This window comes from Paenibacillus sp. J22P90 (assembly GCF_059692195.1).
Genome location: NZ_JCAUAY010000016.1, coordinates 49,890 through 66,706 on the forward strand (window position 1 = coordinate 49,890; position 16,817 = coordinate 66,706).

The following is a 16,817-nucleotide window of genomic DNA, read 5'->3' on the forward strand; positions in this document are numbered from 1 at the left end:
TAAGAAGAGAGTGCTCCACGGTATTCTGTCGTGGAGCACTCTCTTTTTGTGTTGTCCACGTGTCATTCTACGTGGACGATTTCCCCTTGCGCGTCATCTCCGCAAGAGAAACCCACTGCTCATCGGTCACCTCGAGCAGGTCGTTGAACTGCCCGGCGCCTTGCAGCCACTCGCCGCCGTCAATCGTGATCACTTCGCCGTTAATATAGGCGGCGTAGTCCGAAATCAGATAAGCGGCGAGGTTCGCCAGCTCATCTTTTTCCCCAACGCGCCCCATGGGGACGCGGTTCAAGAGCTTCTGCGACAGCTCGGGCGTGGGAGCCAGTCGGCTCCACGCGCCGTCGGTCGGGAACAGACCCGGCGCGATAGCCACTTGCCGGATCCCGTACCGCGCCCACTCGACGGCGAGTGAGCGGGTGAGGGCGAGCACGCCGGCCTTCGCGGCGGCGGAAGGCACAACAAAGGCGGATCCGGTGGAGGCGTAGGAGGTGACGATGTTTAGCATCGTACCTCCAGTGCCTTGCTCGATCCACCTTTTACCCAGCTCCAACGTGGTGTAGAACGTCCCGTGGAGCACAATGTTCAGCACCGCATCGACCGCTCGCGGTGACAAGTTCGCAGTCGGGCTGGCAAAGTTGCCCGCCGCATTATTGATCAGCACATCGATGCGACCGAAGTGCTGCTCCACAGCTGTGATCATGGCAGCAACCTGCTGCGGATCACGCACATCGCAGGGATGGTAGAAGACATCCCCGCCGCCAAGACTCATTTCAGCTGCGGCTTGCGCTAACACTTCTTCTCGTCTGCTCGTGATAGCCAGCTTAGCCCCGAGCGACAGGAACTTTTCACCCATGGCACGGCCAAGTCCTGTACCGCCGCCAGTAATAAGCACGACTTTATCCTGAAGTAATGCTCCATCGAACATAGAATTCACGCTCCTTTTTTCTCATGGTATGGATATTAATTTCATGAAATTTTTATGTCCCTATTGTAATGGATAGCGCTTACATAAATGCTGTAAACCCATGTTCTCACACCAACAACCTTACTGTCCAGTACCCTTAGATGCATTGTTATCGTGCACAATCCTTGTACTCTGTGTTGGGCAGAACGCTAATAATAGTTGAAATTGACCGTCGTAATGTTGTATTCTAGTCAATAAAAATTAGCGACAGAGGAGTGGCAAAAGTGGAGATTAAAGTAGATGATTTATCCGGTCCTGAAGTAAGAGCGCTCATTATGGAGCATCTTTTACATATGCAATCGTTATCCCCGCCAGAGAGTACGCATGCTCTGAATTTGGATGGTTTGAAAAAACCGGATGTGACCTTTTGGAGTGGTTGGGAACAAGGAGAGTTAGTCGGATGCGGGGCGCTTAAAGAGCTGGATCCTCAGCATGGGGAATTAAAATCGATGCGAACTTCCTCAGCACATCATCGGAAGGGCGTTGCACAGCAAATTCTTGAACACATTATTAATGAAGCGAAGCGACGTGGCTATACACGAATCAGCTTGGAGACGGGCTCCATGAAAGCATTCGAACCTGCTCGGAAATTATATGAAAAGTTTGGTTTTACCTATTGTAAGCCGTTCGCGGATTACACGGATGACCCGCTAAGTTCATTCATGACGTTGGAATTATAAGATCCTAATGACGGAGGCCGACAGTGTGTTGCTGGAGGTCTTTTTTCTGTTCGGATTCTCTCGGAATAAAGTGATAGTGTAACGCTAATTGGACGAATGAACCACTTTCGGAGTGAATAAGACGATGGGATCATCTTATTCTTTCAAATCCAGCAGAAATTAAAGCTTAATGGAAGTAATAGCGCTATGCCATACCTCTATCCCAAAGAATTCAAGAAAGATAATGGAAATAAGATGATGCGATAACGCTATTGTTTTGACACCCAAACGTTTTACCCGCAAATATGCGAAAAGGGAGGTCGCAATCGACCTCCCAACGCATTCCCTTACTTACTCAGCCAAAACAAACTTCTCTAACACATGCCGCACGCCATCCTCGTTATTGCTCTTCGTCACGAAGTTCGCCAACGCTTTAAGCTCAGGCAGCGCATTCTCCATCGCAACGCCAAGGCCTGCGACTTCAAGCATTTCCCGATCATTCCATGCATCGCCAAGCGCAATCACTTCATCTAATGTGCAGCCGATGTGCTCAGCAAGGAACGTAATTGCATGACCCTTCGTGCCTTCCTTGTGCATGAACTCCAAATAGTGCGGCTTGGATTTCGTAATATGCAGCTGGTCACCCAGCAGAGGAAGGAGCTCCTCGCGGATTTGGTCGCATACTTCCGGTTTATCAACAATCAGCATCTTAGGCTGCGGAATATGAATCCATTGACGCAGATCGCCAATGATATAAGGCGTCTTGGACAAGCTCACATATTTTTTAATTTTATCGTTATCCTCAGCTGCATAAAGCTCGTCACCATGGTAAAGCTGAAGATGATAGTTGTTTTTCTCACAGTAATCGAGCAGGAAGCGAGCAGCTTCTACAGGCACGGTGCGTTCGTAGAGGACTTCTTCGTCTAGTAGATTTTTAATCAAAGCCCCTTGATACGTAATAATAGGGACATTGAGTCCGATGCGATTCGCAATTTTGGCAGCAGAAGGGAAGCTTCTTCCCGTGGCAATGGTAACCGTTACACCTTTGGCAACGGCTTGATGCATGGCATCAACCGTCTCTTGCGAAATCGTCAAATCATCACGCAGCAGCGTATCATCCAAGTCAGCAGCAACTAATTTATACGTCATGTTTCTCACCGATCCTATTCGTTATCTCTATTAAAATTCTGCTAATAGCATACCCGAATTACTAGAGAATTGCTACAATAAGCGGATAGAAGATAGCTAAAAGGAGGCACTTTCACAATGACATCATCTTATACGAATGACTTGGAAAAATGGCTTAGAGCCCATGCGAACGCGGCAAATGCACCTAGCATGGAAGCTTATATGAAGAATCACTTTCCTTTTCTTGGCATTAAAAATCCGGAACGCGTGGCGGTAACGAAGCAATTCACGAAGGAGCATGGTTTCCCGAAAGGGGAGGAGGCCGTTCGTATCGCCGAAGAACTCTGGGCACTACCAGAGAGGGAGTTCCATTACACGGCACTGCTCATGCTCATCCAAGTGAGAAAAACCGTAAATGCCGAGCACATTAAGGTGCTGGAGCAGTTCGTCATTACGAATTCTTGGTGGGACACCGTGGATACGATCGCTGATCACTTGATCGGCTTTCATCTACAGCGATTCCCAGAGCTGATCCCAACCTATGTGGAGAAATGGTTAGCTTCTAATAACATGTGGCTGCAGCGAACAGCGATCTTATTTCAGTTGAAATATAAAAAGAAGACCGACGTCCCATTGCTATTTCACTGCATCACAACAATGGCTCATTCGAAGGAGTTCTTCATCCGTAAAGCGATTGGATGGGCACTGCGCGAGTACTCCAAAACAGATCCTGCAACGGTGCAGTCTTTCGTCGATAGCACGGAATTATCACCGCTAAGCGTGAGAGAGGCTTTAAAGGTGATCCAGCGGGAATTACCAGAAAATTAGAACTTTATCGGCAAGTCCCTCTAGGCTGTTGACACTGAGAATCATTTTCATTATTATGAAATGAGAATCAATATCATAGATCGATATAATCAGGAGGGTTCCCCGTGTTTCAATTGAACAAAACAAAAACAACGAAAGTATCTTTCACTGTTCTTTCCGTATGTATGGCAGCAGTACTTGTAACAGCTTGCGGAAGCAACAAAGATACAGCAAGCACAGCAACACCAGCAGCTTCAACAAAACCTGCAGCTTCAGCTACAGCAACACCAGCTCCAGCTGTTGATAAAGTTGTTAAAGATATCATGGGACACGACGTTAAAGTTCCTGCAAGCCCGAAAGCCGTTATCGCTTCCTACTTGGAAGATCCGCTTCTTGCACTTGGTGTTAAACCAGTAGTTCAATGGTCCGTAAAGGGTACAACGGTTCAAGATTACCTGCAAACACAACTAGCTGGCGTACCAACGATCGGTTACGATCTTCCAGTTGAACAGGTTTTAAAAGCAACTCCTGATTTCATGATCGTGGGCAGCGAATCAGCAGTTGAGAAAGGTCTTTACGAGCAATACTCCAAAGTCGTTCCAACATACGTATTGGGCAGCGAAGTAACAGCTGACTACCGTAAGACGCTTTTGAAAATTGGCGAACTTCTCAACAAAACAGATGCAGCGAATGCAGCGCTTAAAAAATATGATCAAAAAGTAACAGAAACTAAAGCGAAATTGGCAGCAACCGTTGGCGATAAAAAAGTTGCCATCCTTTGGTTAACGAACAAAGCTTTCTATGTTGTTAACGGTAAAGTAGCGAGTGGTGCTGTTGCCTATGGCGATCTTGGTTTGAAAATGCCTAACATTTTGGCTGTCTTGCCAGATGCTAAAGCGAACTGGACAGCGATTTCCCTTGAGAAGCTTGCACAATTGGATGCTGACTACATTTTCTTGGTTAATAGTGATAAAGGCCAAGCTGGAAACTTAGAAGATCCGCTATGGAAGAACGTTCCTGCTGTTAAATCAGGAAAAGTATTTGAAATGGATACGAAGAGCAGCTGGTTGTACAACGGTGTAATCGCAGGCGAGCGTGTCATGGACGATATCGTTAAAGTCATTAAATAAATTGGGGGCTAGTATATGATGGGGTCAGAAAAGCAAGTTACCTCAGCCAATCCCCCATTGAAATCGCGTCCGTTAGCTGCATCAGGCATTATTTTGGGCGGACTGGCTTTGTTGCTGATTAGCCTAGTTGCTTCTATTTCGGTAGGAGCAGCAGATATCTCCTTCGGTGAGGTATGGCGAGCCATCTTTCATTTTAATGCGGATTCAACACAGCATTTGATTATTCAACAATTAAGGCTTCCGCGCGCGATCGCGGGAGCGTTGGTTGGAGCTGCATTTGCTGTAGCAGGAGCGATTATGCAAGGCGTGACGCGTAATCCATTATCAGACCCCGGTATACTCGGTATAAACGCAGGTGCAGGCTTTACGCTTGCCCTGTGTTTTGCCTTTTTACCGCAGCTTCCGTTTCACTACGTCATTCTATTTTGCTTTCTTGGTGCTGCAATAGGAACGGGGCTTGTATATGGCATTAGCGCGATGACTAGGGGAGGCGCTTCGACTGTTCGCATCGTTCTGGCAGGTTCAGCTGTCAGCGCTTTGCTTCTGGCGCTAAGTGAAGGGATTGCGATTACTTACCATATCGGCCAGGATATCGCATTTTGGCTGGCAGGTGGGGTTGCGGGTACGAAATGGCTGCAGGTTGACATCATGCTACCTTGGATTCTTGGTGCTTTATTATGCGCTTTTGTCATCTCACCGTGGATTACGGTGTTAAGCATGGGGGAAGATGTGGCAACGGGTCTCGGTTTACGGATCGGGCTTGTTAAGCTAGCATCCTTCGTGCTAGTTCTTGTTCTGGCTGGTGCGTCTGTGGCAGCTGTAGGAGCGATTGGATTCATTGGTCTTATTATTCCGCACATTGTTCGCTACCTTGTTGGCGTTGATTATCGTTGGATTATCCCGACTTCAGCCGTGTTAGGTGCATTGATGGTTGTTGCTGCTGATATTGGAGCCCGTATGGTGAACCCTCCTTTTGAGACGCCGATAGGTGCAATTATCTCGCTAGTTGGCGTACCCTTCTTCCTCTACCTTGCGCGTACTAAGGGGAGGGACTAATTATGACAACGATGCAGCATGGAAGCACGAAAAAAACAAGATCGACTAAAGCAATCACAGTCATGTCGATATTAGCTCTTCTTATTATCATTGTTTTTATTATAAGTATGAACACAGGCGTCATTCGTTTGAGCCCTCTTGAGGTGCTGCGAACGTTCTTTGGAGGCGGCACTGCAAAGCAGGGGATTATCCTGTTTGATTTTCGGTTGCCGCGTATCGTCATTTCGATCTTAGTTGGGGCTGGGTTAGCGGTTTCCGGCGCGATCCTGCAAGGGATTTCGCGAAATATGCTGGCCGATCCAGGGATACTTGGTATCAATGCAGGAGCAGGACTTGCGATCATTCTGGTCGTATCCTTTTATAAAAATAATGCGTCAGGTCCATTGTTCTTCATGCCGATGATCGCGATGTTGGGGGCAGGCTTGGCCGCGCTATTGATTTATACCCTTTCGTACATAAAAGGTAAGGGCATCTCGTCATCCCGTCTACTCCTTGTCGGGATCGCAGTTTCTGCGGGTATTGCTTCCCTGATGCTGCTGCTCAGCATTCGCTTGGATCCGACGGATTATCAGTTCGTACAGGTCTGGTTAGCCGGAAGTATATGGGGGACGAATTGGAAGTTTGTTCTCGCTTTATTACCGTGGATTGTCATCCTTATTCCTTACGTCATGTACAAAGCGAATGTGCTTAATGTGCTGAACTTGGGGGAGATGACGTCCATTGGATTAGGGATACGGATGGAAAGAGAGCGACTTGGCTTGCTGGCTGCGGCTGTTGCGCTTGCAGGCGCATGTGTGGCTGTCGGCGGCGGGATTGGCTTCGTAGGTTTGATTGGTCCCCATCTGGCCAGAAGGTTAGTTGGACCCAAGCATCAATACTTAATTCCAGCTTCTGCGCTTACAGGCGGGCTGCTGCTTATCATCGCGGATACGATCGCGCGGGGGATGTTCCAGCCAACGGAAGTTCCGACGGGCATCGTGGCCGCTGTGATCGGGGCACCATATTTTCTATATTTGTTAGTTCGGACGGCGAGGGCATAGAAGAGGTCGAATAGAAATCCACAATGGGCTAGATAGCCTGTTGTGGATTTTTTAAATTCTAGATACATGATTGTAAATGTTAGATTACTTAACGCATATACTAATAAAATAAATTATTTGTCATATATATTGACATAATACTTACATTCGTTTAAAGTAATTAAAATTCTTCTCTAGCACGCTGGTGCCATAGAGAGCAAAAGATGAGATGGGAGATGGCTTGCATGCGAACAACTGATTTGTTAGCGAAATTGCCTAAGGTAGATCTTCATTTACACTTGGATGGTAGTGTGAAGCCCGAGACGATTTTGGAACTCGCACTCCAACAAGGCATTTCACTTCCTGTGTACGATACAGATGGGCTCATCCCGCATATGCGAGTGACGGACAATTGCGGCAGCCTGATTGAATACCTAGGCAAATTCGATTTTACAACCAAGTTCCTACAAACTGGTGCAGCCTTAGAGCGTGTCGCTTATGAAGTTGTAGAGCAATCCGTGGAACACAATTGTCGTTATGTTGAAGTTCGCTTCGCGCCTCAATTGCACCGTAACAAAGGGTTGTCGCTGGAAGAGACTTTCCACTATGTCACGCAAGGATTGAAGAGAGCGCAACGCGATTTTGGAACGAGATTCGGTGTAATTGCTATCTGTATGCGAAATCACACGTGTGCTGATAATTTGGAAGTCATTGAGGCGGCGGCAAAGTTCGCAGGAAAAGGCGTCGTAGCTGTTGATTTAGCTGGGGATGAGGCGAACTATCCGCCTGAATTTTTCCGTGAAGTGTTCGCTAGATCACATAAGCTGGGCATTCCTGTTACCATTCATGCAGGTGAAGCCGCAGGTGCGGTCAATGTCTATGAGGCGGTCACACATCTGGGGGCCACGCGAATCGGCCACGGAGTAAGGCTGAGGGAGAATGCCGATATTTTAGAAATGGTAAAGGACCGCAAGATTCCATTAGAGATGTGTCCAATCTCCAATATTCAAACGAAGGCAGTAGCTTCATGGGAAGCGTACCCGATTCGAGAATACTTGAATCAAGGCCTGATCGTGACGATCAACACCGATAATCCAAGTGTATCCGGCACCAACATTACGAACGAGTATCGCGCGTTGGCGGATCGATTTGACTTTACAACACCGGAGCTAGTGAAGCTGATTATGAACGGTGTAGAGGCTGCTTTTATGGAAGAACACGATAAAGTGATATTTAGACAAGAGATGGAAGCTGAGCTTAGCAGCTTGGGTGTGTACAATTGAATGAGGAGCGATGAGGAATCTGTTGCGATGTGCAATGGATTCTTTTTTTGTCCATATGGAAGTAATGATGTTAAAATAAGGGAAATATGAACATGTGAAGTCAGCTGCATGAGATTTTACAGAATGGAAGTGCTGAAATGAAGAAGTTTATTTTAGGTATGGTGTGTGGGATTGGGCTGACTGCGGCTACGGGCGTGTATGCGTCGGATATGGTGCAGACGTATCTTTTTCCAGCAAAATTCATCATTCATGGTGAAACGAAAAGCACGGATGGTTATCAAACATTGAATTATGAGGGCCATGTGTATGTTCCTGTACGATTTATTGCGGAAAACATGGGGAATAAAGTAGCGTATGACGATGCGACGCAAACGATTGTTGTTGATGATGGCTTTGAGATTTTGGATATAAATAATCCGGGGATAAGTGCGGGGCACATATCTGCCCAGAAAGAGGGCAACCATTCCGTCATCAAGGGACAGCTGTTTATTGGACAAGATGCATGGGACACTAAGATGATTCAAGCTAATCAGTCGATGAATCCAAGTGCTGACTTGAGCAAAACCGAGGCAGCAGGTAACCTCGCTTTCTGGAACGAAAAGGGAGAGTTGCTGGAGAAAGTGCCTTACGTGATTAAGCAAGTGCCGACACTTAAGGAGCAAATCGTCTCGTTCCAAACGACGAGTCAAACTGATATTTCTGGCTATAAAATGGTCACCTTAGAGAGCCATACACCTTCACCCGCGCGTATGCCTGGGTATGCAGCACCAGCTTTCGTTCAGGATAATTCCAATCAAGTAACCTTTGGTCTCGTTGATGTGCTGAAAAGCGGGGAATACACGATTGTCAGAGGCTTTCTAAACAGTGTGGTGGAAAAGGGATTGCCTGCGAACACACAGATCGTCGTTACTTTTTATGATGAAAAAGGCAGTGCCTTAGGTACAGCGACTACGACGCTTGGAGTGGAGAAGCCTCAGGGGATTATGCCTTTTGCGGTGTTTATTGGTAAGGGTGATTTCACGAAGTATAAGTCGGTTAAGGTGGCGTTACAGTAATATAATCTGAAAAGGAATGGAAGGCATACATGGATACCTACATCATTACTGGCGGTTCAAAAGGCCTCGGCGCTGCCATTATTCGGAAGCTGCTGGAGCAAGGAGCTGCGGTCCACTACGTTTCCCGCAGCGAGAGCGAGACCTTGCGCCAAGAGGCGCTGCGCATGGAAGGTCAGCTGACCTTCCACGCTTACGACTTGGCGCAAACTGAAGGCATCGATTCGCTCCTGGAGCGAATCCTCGCTAAACCAGATGGCGTGACGTCGATCACGCTCATTAACAACGCGGGCACGCTCGAGCCGATGACGTCGATCGGCCGAGCAGCCCCAGCCGACCTGCAGCGCAGCCTGCAGGTCAATCTTGTCGCGCCCGCAGCGCTGACGAACAGCTTCATTCGGCTCACGCAGGCGTGGCCGATAATGAAGCGAGTCGTCGGCATCTCCTCGGGCGCGGGGCGCAAGCCCTACCCCGGCTGGGGTGCGTATTGCACCGCCAAAGCCGGGCTGGACATGCTGACGCGCTGTGTCGGCGTCGAGCAAGCGCGCGAACCACACCCTGTGCTGATCTGTTCCGTAGCACCGGGTGTGGTTGATACCGATATGCAGCGGGAGATTCGCGCTGCTTCTGAAGAGGACTTCCCGCAGGTGAGCCGGTTCGTCCAGCTCAAAGAGCAGGGCGAGCTGCGCTCGCCCGAAGACACCGCTAAGCAGCTGCTGCGCCTGCTGCAAGCGAATGCCTTTGAGCAAGGCGAGGTCGCCGACTTGCGCACAAAAGAGCCCGTGTCGTAATCCGACACGGGCTTTTTCATAAACTATTGAATACTACCGCTAACCGTTCCCCCAGATGAAAGCTCGGACGTACAGAACTTGCAGCGTGAAGCTTGCGCAGGGATTTCCGACAAGCAATGCGGACAATCTTTGGTTGTAGGTGCTTTTTCCTTCGGTGCTTCTTTCTTGCGGAACTTGCCGATTTGACGAACGACCATGAAAATAACAAATGCTACTATCAAGAAGTCCAAAAAGGTCGATAGGAATTGTCCGTATTTAAAAACGGGCGCTTCAGCCTTGACGGCGTCTGCTAAGGTATCGTAATGCGCCCCGTTCAATGGGATGAACAAATTGTTGAAATTTACTTTACCAATGAGCAAACCAACGAGTGGCATGACCAAATCATTCACAATGGAGGTAATGACTTTACCAAAAGCGCCTCCGATAATAACCCCGACTGCAAGGTCGAGCATGTTTCCTTTGAATGCAAAATCCTTGAATTCTTTTAGCATGATGTACCCCCATGAGACTATGATTGATAGCATTGTACCATAATTAATAGAGCCCAAACAAACGGGCTCTTCATAACGATATCTATGCCTTCACAGTTACAATTTGCTTCAAAGCCTGAACGAGTACGGCATTTTCTTCCGAAGTGCCAATGGAGATCCGAACATGATTCGGGAAATTCCAGCCTCCGCCGTATCGAACAATAACCCCTCGGCTCATCAGGTTGTCATAGATGGTTTTGGCTTGCGGCCCTAAATCAACGAGGACGAAGTTACTCATGCTTGGTGTGAACGGGAGCCCTAACGCACGCAGTTCCGTGTAAAGCTCTTCCCGCACAGCAGCATTATTAGAACGTGTTGCATTCAGATGCTGATCATCTTGAATAGCAGCAGCGGCGCCAATCTGTGCGAGCATATTCACGTTAAAAGGTTCCTTGACCTGGCGTATTCGCTCCAAGATGCCTGCATCTGCGATGCCGTACCCCACGCGTATACCCGCCAAGCCGTAGATTTTGGAGAAGGTTTGCAGGGCGACAACAGGATAGCCTTCATGGACTAATGCAAGGCCATCGCAATAATCATCAACGGTGACGAAATGGCTATACGCGCCATCGAAAATGACTAGCACATGAGAGGGAAGACTCTTCACAAGCCGGTGTAAGTCCGATTTCGTCATATAAGTGCCTGTCGGGTTGTTAGGGGAGCAAATATAGATCATTTTCGTGCGACTTGTTACGGCTGCCAGAATGGTATCTACCTCATAGCGAAAATTCTCGCCGAGCGGCACACGTATAATGCTAGCCCCGAGTAAGTTGGCACCAAATTCGTATTCACTAAATGTCGGAGTGGGTACAATGACCTCATCGCCAGGTTCTAAGTAAGTTTCAGAGAGAAGTGTAATCAGTTCATCTCCACCGTTCGTCACAAGGACTTGATTAGATTTGAATCCGCGTTTTTCCGCAATGACCTCTCTGAGTTGAACGGTCTCCGCATCCGGATAGCGATGTATGTCTGTTAAATAGGTCTGAATCGCCTCCAGAGCAAGCGGAGAGGGGCCTAATGGATTTTCATTAGACGCTAATTTTGTCACCTGTGTGAGCCCAAATTCGCGTTCAACCTCCCAAATAGGCTTGCCGGGCGTGTAAGGCTTCATGCGCGATAAAATACTGCGAGGCTTAATATTCTTGATTCCTGGACCTTTCATTGACACCACTCCATCTCATACAATACTTTAATTAAATAATACATTAACTTGGTAAAGTGGTAAAGTAAAAATTTTGCATACCCAGTCAATGTCAGTATGGTATATGATACAAAATATAGGTGTTTAGATAATTGAGGGGATGGCAGCAGGATGAGAAAGATGAGATTCGGTATTCGCGCCAAAATTATGATTGGATATGCATTCATCATTTTCTGTTTAAGCCTTTCTTTTTTACTTGTAAATCATCAATTAGGCGTTATGTCAAAAGATCGCAATTATGTGATTGAGCACGATTTTGCGGTTAATAGAGAATCTAGTATTCTAGAGAAATATGTCATGGATATGGAAAACGGGCAAAGAGGCTACATGCTCACTGGGGATGCTAAATATTTAGAGCCCTATACGACCGGAGAAAAGAATTGGAGAGATTCCTTTAATCGTTTGGAAGAACTAACGAATGATAGTCCTGCACAAGAGAAGAACCTGGGTATCCTCAAACAATCGATAGAAAAATGGCTAGTTCAAACAGGTGGGACGATACCCACGATGAGGAATGGTCTTGAAAACGAGAACTATTTTAATTTTACATTCTTTATTACTCATCAAGATGTACTCGATATTCGCTCCCAACTAAGTCGATTTCGCAGCATAGAAATGGGGTATGTGAAGGAGCGAGCGGCACACCTTGATGCGCAGAATGAGATGCTGACCAACTCGTTATTTGTCATGCTAGGGTTGGTGATTGTTTTTTCATTGATTGCTGCGTTAGTCATCTCAAGATCGATTGTTGGGACGATTAAACAAGTCACGAAGAGTATCGTCAAACTGAGCTCTATGCGGCGGGATCGTTCGAAGCGCATTCATGTCACCATGAATGATGAAGTGAAGGATCTGGCTGATGCTACGAATGTTTTGTTGGAAAGCCAAGAAGAAATCGAGTGGCAGCAGCGCAAACTGACGGAAGTGGTCCATATGCTGCAAGGTATTTCAGATTTGGAAACGTTAGGCACATCCTTTATTCGCAAAGCGGCTGAATTATTTGGAGCTTCTTTCGGAGTCTTTTACATTCGAAGTGTATATGAAGCAAAGGAAAGTATGATGAGGTTGGCTGTCTACGCAGCGATGGGTGAGAGTGCAGAAGCGGGTAAACCTTATTTTGTGCTGGGAGAAGGTTTAATTGGTCAATGTGCGATTGAGAAGCGAATTGTCCATCTTACGCACGTTCCTGAGACATATATCCAATTGAAATCGGGATTGGGGTCAGCGAGCCCTCAGAGTGTACTCATTGTTCCCATTATCCATAACCAAGAAGTGATCGCGATTATGGAGCTGGCTTCTTTTGAAAAATTTACGTCGCTGCAGTTAAGCTTGCTGGATGATATTCTAGAGGTGTTAGGAACTATTGTGCATAGCGTGCAAACACGTGTGGAAGTAGAGCGTCTCCTAAGAGAGTATCAGGATATGACCGAGGAGCTTAAATGCCAGCAAGAAGAACTACATAAAACCAATGAACAACTGGAGGAAAGAAACTGCTACGCAGATGAAAGGTCGAGGGAACTGGAGCATATGAAAGCCTCCTTTGAAGAATATGCCATTCAATTGGAGATGAGCTCGCGATACAAATCCGAGTTTTTGGCTAACATGTCGCATGAGCTGCGTACGCCGCTTAACAGTATCTTGATTCTTTCGCAGATGCTCCAGGAGAACAATAATCGAACCTTAACTCAGGATGAGCAAGAATATGCTCGTGTAATTCATAGATCAGGGAATGATTTGCTGCTGCTCATCAATGATATTTTAGATTTGTCCAAGGTAGAAGCGGGTAAATTGGATATTCATATTAGCGAGCTGCATGTGAACTGGCTTCCAGAGCTGTTGCAGAGTCAATTTGAGAAGGTGGCTGAACAGCGAAAGCTTGGATTTCATATTCAAATGGATGCTCACCTGCCGGAAATTATGTATACAGATGAACAGAGACTCAGTCAAATTATGAAAAACTTGCTCTCCAACGCGTTCAAATTTACACACGAAGGTTCTGTTCATGTGGATATTCGAATGGTTAGTAAGGAGCAGATTGTGCAGCTGCTGCCATCGGCAAGTTATTCACAGGTTATAGCTATTTCCGTCACGGATACTGGAATAGGTATACCGCTGGATAAGCAAGAAGACATTTTCGAACCCTTCCATCAAGCAGACGGCACAACGAACCGGAAATATGGTGGGACAGGCTTAGGTTTGTCGATTAGCCGAGAGTTAGCTAGACTTCTTGGAGGCTGCATCCAAATGCAGAGTGAGGAAGGTAAGGGGAGTACTTTTACGATATATGTGCCGTCTTTGCCGCATTTGTTGGGGGATGCCAGCCCCATGCATATGGAAGCCGCGGCGGCAAGTGCCACCCTCAGTGAATATTTGCTTCGAGATACCGGTCAGGAATCTTCCGAATTCGAAAATAGCAATCATTTTAAAGATAGAAAAGTGCTAGTAGTTGATGACGATGTGCGAAATGTATTCGCGCTCTGTAATGCTTTCGAGCAGGTAGGCATCAATGTGAGCCTTGCTCAGAATGGGCAAGAATGTCTGGAACTATTGGCCAAAGATCATAGTATTGAGCTTATCCTCATGGATATCATGATGCCGGTCATGGATGGGTATGAAGCGATGCGTTTGATTAGAAAAAATAATCATTATGCGAATGTCCCGATCATTGCGCTCACAGCCAAAGCCATGAAACAGGACCGGGATATCTGCTTGCAGGCAGGTGCTTCTGATTATATAAGCAAGCCGCTGCAGCTCAGCCAGCTTCTCTCACTTATGCATGTGTGGTTGAGCAAATAAAAGCAAAAACCCTCTGATTAACTTCCGATAGGAAGTGGTCAGAGGGTTTTTGTCTTACAGCACATTTCGTTCGGTATGAACTTCAAAATGGTAAATGGTGTTGCGCGTCAATACTCGGAAATCCAATCCGTCTTGATCGATCGCTTGCACGCGTGTTGTTTTGAATGGTGTATGTTGTCTAACCCCGGATAGTGTCATTGGACATCCAACTTCGGTCGGGTTCACCTCAAGAAATGTTTGCCCTTGAATCTCATCGAAATCGAATCGATCTGACCGATGCTTGGGGGTAATCCCATCCACCTCATAGATTTGCAGTAGCTTTAACAACCTCATATTGAATCCCTCCCATCTTTGCTTTCGTTTACATTATACACGGACACCTCAAGTTTGGCGAAGGTTACAAACCTAACAATAACCTAAAGAAGTCTTCATACTTTCCTAGCTTCCAAATTATACAATTGGGGTATCTGAATCGGAGGTGCTGCGAGATGCTACACACAAAAGTGTTGATCGGGGAAAAAGAAGTACTGATTTTTTTCGAATCCATGTACCAAGAGTTCTGGGCGGGCTGTTGAAACGATAACGAACCATTTAAGCAATGCGCAGATAAGAAGTGTATTTGATAACCTGGGCTTAGTTCACACGACGAATACGGAAGTGACCCTTTTCTCGCTAAATGGAGAGATGGAGACGCTCTTAATGATCTGATCTTGGTCTAGCCCTTTCCCCTATTTTTCGCTACAATGAAGGGGTTAGAACAAGGAGGTAGGTACGTATGGCAGTTATGAAATTGGAACATGTAGGCGTCATGGTAGCGAATTTAGAGGCGTCAATTACATTCTATGAAAATGTGATCGGACTTAAGCACAAAGGTACGTTGCTTCATACGAACGGCGTTATTCGCCTTGGATTTCTTGGCTTTGACGTGCAAGGTGAAACAGAAGTTGAATTGATTGAAGGTTATAATCCAAACTTGCCGCAAGAAGGCAAAGTGCATCACTTGGCTTTTACTGTAGATGATGTGGAAGCTGAATTCACAAGAATTCAAGGCCTAGAGGTTGATCAGCTGGATACGGAAATCACAACACTGCCGAACGGTTCTAGGTATTTCTTCTTTAATGGGTTGGATGGCGAGCGCATTGAATTTTTTCAATCGACGCGTGGCTAGGTTTAACATTTGCTAGATTGGGGCATCCTTTTACTAGAGTGATAGATTCTAGCAAAGAGGTGCTTTTTTCATGTCAAAGCTTTGGACACAAACCTTAATAGGGATAACCCTCCTTGGCCTTTTCTTTGGATGGATCCGCCATGTGGATGCACAGGCCGAGCGAGATGCGCACCTACTACTGAGTGTCGCAAAGCCGTTTTTGCAAACGAACGAACATATTGCCTTCAAATATACAGGCTATTTTGGAACATGTGCTGGTGTGGATGCCAAGATTATGGCTGCGGGCGCAAGCTTATCGCAAAAGCTAGGCTTTCACGCAGTGAATCATGAGGAACTTCCCTCCCAACAAAGTATATATACTGTAAAAGAAGAAGTTGATGCTGGCGCAAGCATGACACTAACAGTTGCCAGTCCTGTTGGACAATCAGCTTGCTATGCTGTATTGCGATTGGATGCTTCGGGAACTGTGGAACAGGATCGCCTTTTGAAATGGCAGGAGCAAATGAGCCCCCAGCTACAAGATCAGGGTATTCAAGGGATGTGGACTGTGATGATGCAAGGGAGTGCTGCAGAAGTCATTTCATTGCAACAACAGAGCCCCAAGGAATTCCTCGCTGAGCTAGTTCGTGCTTATAAAGGGAGTGTTGTTGAGAGCTATGAAGATGCCACGACCTTCAGTGTGTCGCTGAAGTCATCCGAATTCGATGCTTCTATACGAAGCGGCAATCAAAATGTTAATCTCCAACTCGCACTTCATCTAGATTCGACTTCTGGCCTCTGGCGTCTAACTGTAGGAACACCGATTATCACAATGGAATACTAGATAGGGAAAGGGTGCCGAGCAGGCATCCTTTTTGCATTATTATATGGTCGCTCATGCTTGAGAATGAATGACGAATAATTCGAAACAATTGCAATAGTGGAACTTTTCCAAAGGGGTTGTAATTGCTTTCTAGGCATGGTACATTAGTCCTCGTTGTTCTGAAGCAAACAAACACGAGCGAAACAAAAGTGGACTTGCTTCCGGCAATGAGGTATGGTAAGATGGTTTTCCGACAGACGCCGACATAAATTGACAAGAAAAAAGTGCTTGCAATTAAGAAACGTTCTGTGGTATATTATTTCTCGCTGCTTCGGTAACACGGCAGTGAACGAAAGAAATTGATCTTTGAAAACTGAACAACGAGTGAGTAAGCAAATCGGTTGAGCAATCAACCATTAATGAGATTAATA

General features: G+C 46.5%; 15 protein-coding genes and 1 pseudogene. 11 read left to right on the top strand and 5 right to left on the bottom strand.

Annotation, left to right across the window (positions count from 1 at the left end):
* Positions 1 to 67 precede the first annotated feature (67 nt).
* The gene (locus AC58UX_RS31135) at positions 68 to 925 is read right to left on the bottom strand and encodes an SDR family oxidoreductase (protein ID WP_497259957.1); all 858 of its coding nucleotides are present in this window, start codon (positions 923 to 925) and stop codon (positions 68 to 70) included.
* A gap of 263 nt (positions 926 to 1,188) precedes the next feature.
* Between AC58UX_RS31135 and AC58UX_RS31140 the strand changes: the two genes are divergently transcribed.
* The gene (locus tag AC58UX_RS31140) at positions 1,189 to 1,644 is read left to right on the top strand and encodes a GNAT family N-acetyltransferase (protein WP_497259958.1); all 456 of its coding nucleotides are present in this window, start codon (positions 1,189 to 1,191) and stop codon (positions 1,642 to 1,644) included.
* A gap of 330 nt (positions 1,645 to 1,974) precedes the next feature.
* Here the strand turns inward: AC58UX_RS31140 and AC58UX_RS31145 are convergent, their stop codons facing one another.
* Complete coding sequence (locus AC58UX_RS31145; protein ID WP_497259959.1) at positions 1,975 to 2,772, bottom strand: Cof-type HAD-IIB family hydrolase; 798 nt, start codon at positions 2,770 to 2,772, stop codon at positions 1,975 to 1,977.
* 117 nt (positions 2,773 to 2,889) lie between these two features.
* On the opposite strand from AC58UX_RS31145, the gene AC58UX_RS31150 reads away from it, so the two are divergent.
* The 7 genes from AC58UX_RS31150 (at position 2,890) to AC58UX_RS31180 (ending at position 9,889) form a co-directional block, all read left to right on the top strand.
* Positions 2,890 to 3,579 (top strand): DNA alkylation repair protein, encoded by a 690-nt coding sequence (locus AC58UX_RS31150; protein WP_497259960.1) that lies wholly within the window; start codon positions 2,890 to 2,892, stop codon positions 3,577 to 3,579.
* A gap of 104 nt (positions 3,580 to 3,683) precedes the next feature.
* Complete coding sequence (locus AC58UX_RS31155; RefSeq protein ID WP_497259961.1) at positions 3,684 to 4,688, top strand: ABC transporter substrate-binding protein; 1,005 nt, start codon at positions 3,684 to 3,686, stop codon at positions 4,686 to 4,688.
* A 15-nt stretch (positions 4,689 to 4,703) separates the two neighbouring features.
* Positions 4,704 to 5,744 carry a FecCD family ABC transporter permease gene (locus AC58UX_RS31160; RefSeq protein ID WP_497259962.1) on the top strand — a complete coding sequence of 347 codons (1,041 nt, stop codon included), beginning with the start codon at positions 4,704 to 4,706 and terminating at the stop codon, positions 5,742 to 5,744.
* Between the two features lie 2 nt (positions 5,745 to 5,746).
* On the top strand, positions 5,747 to 6,784 hold the full coding sequence (locus AC58UX_RS31165; protein ID WP_497259963.1) for a FecCD family ABC transporter permease: 1,038 nt from the start codon (positions 5,747 to 5,749) through the stop codon (positions 6,782 to 6,784).
* 224 nt (positions 6,785 to 7,008) lie between these two features.
* Positions 7,009 to 8,046, top strand: a complete 1,038-nt coding sequence (gene add, locus AC58UX_RS31170; RefSeq protein WP_497259964.1) for an adenosine deaminase — start codon at positions 7,009 to 7,011, stop codon at positions 8,044 to 8,046.
* Positions 8,047 to 8,183: 137 nt separating this feature from the next.
* Positions 8,184 to 9,101: a stalk domain-containing protein gene (locus tag AC58UX_RS31175; RefSeq protein WP_497259965.1), complete on the top strand. Its 918-nt coding sequence runs from the start codon at positions 8,184 to 8,186 to the stop codon at positions 9,099 to 9,101.
* A 29-nt stretch (positions 9,102 to 9,130) separates the two neighbouring features.
* Positions 9,131 to 9,889 (top strand): (S)-benzoin forming benzil reductase, encoded by a 759-nt coding sequence (locus AC58UX_RS31180; RefSeq protein WP_497259966.1) that lies wholly within the window; start codon positions 9,131 to 9,133, stop codon positions 9,887 to 9,889.
* 23 nt (positions 9,890 to 9,912) lie between these two features.
* Here the strand turns inward: AC58UX_RS31180 and mscL are convergent, their stop codons facing one another.
* Both mscL and hisC read right to left on the bottom strand, forming a co-directional pair.
* Positions 9,913 to 10,380: a large conductance mechanosensitive channel protein MscL gene (gene mscL / locus AC58UX_RS31185; protein WP_497259967.1), complete on the bottom strand. Its 468-nt coding sequence runs from the start codon at positions 10,378 to 10,380 to the stop codon at positions 9,913 to 9,915.
* A gap of 82 nt (positions 10,381 to 10,462) precedes the next feature.
* Positions 10,463 to 11,581: a histidinol-phosphate transaminase gene (gene hisC / locus AC58UX_RS31190; RefSeq protein ID WP_497259968.1), complete on the bottom strand. Its 1,119-nt coding sequence runs from the start codon at positions 11,579 to 11,581 to the stop codon at positions 10,463 to 10,465.
* Between the two features lie 150 nt (positions 11,582 to 11,731).
* Between hisC and AC58UX_RS31195 the strand changes: the two are divergent.
* Positions 11,732 to 14,377, top strand: a pseudogene (locus AC58UX_RS31195) (ATP-binding protein); the annotation flags it as partial.
* Between the two features lie 93 nt (positions 14,378 to 14,470).
* On the opposite strand, the gene AC58UX_RS31200 reads toward AC58UX_RS31195, so the two are convergent.
* Positions 14,471 to 14,749, bottom strand: coding sequence for a hypothetical protein (locus AC58UX_RS31200; protein WP_497259969.1), 279 nt, complete (start codon positions 14,747 to 14,749; stop codon positions 14,471 to 14,473).
* 442 nt (positions 14,750 to 15,191) lie between these two features.
* Between AC58UX_RS31200 and AC58UX_RS31205 the strand changes: the two genes are divergently transcribed.
* Both AC58UX_RS31205 and AC58UX_RS31210 read left to right on the top strand, forming a co-directional pair.
* Positions 15,192 to 15,584, top strand: a complete 393-nt coding sequence (locus tag AC58UX_RS31205; RefSeq protein WP_497259970.1) for a VOC family protein — start codon at positions 15,192 to 15,194, stop codon at positions 15,582 to 15,584.
* 70 nt (positions 15,585 to 15,654) lie between these two features.
* Positions 15,655 to 16,407 (top strand): YwmB family TATA-box binding protein, encoded by a 753-nt coding sequence (locus tag AC58UX_RS31210; RefSeq protein WP_497259971.1) that lies wholly within the window; start codon positions 15,655 to 15,657, stop codon positions 16,405 to 16,407.
* The last annotated feature ends 410 nt before the right edge of the window (positions 16,408 to 16,817 follow it).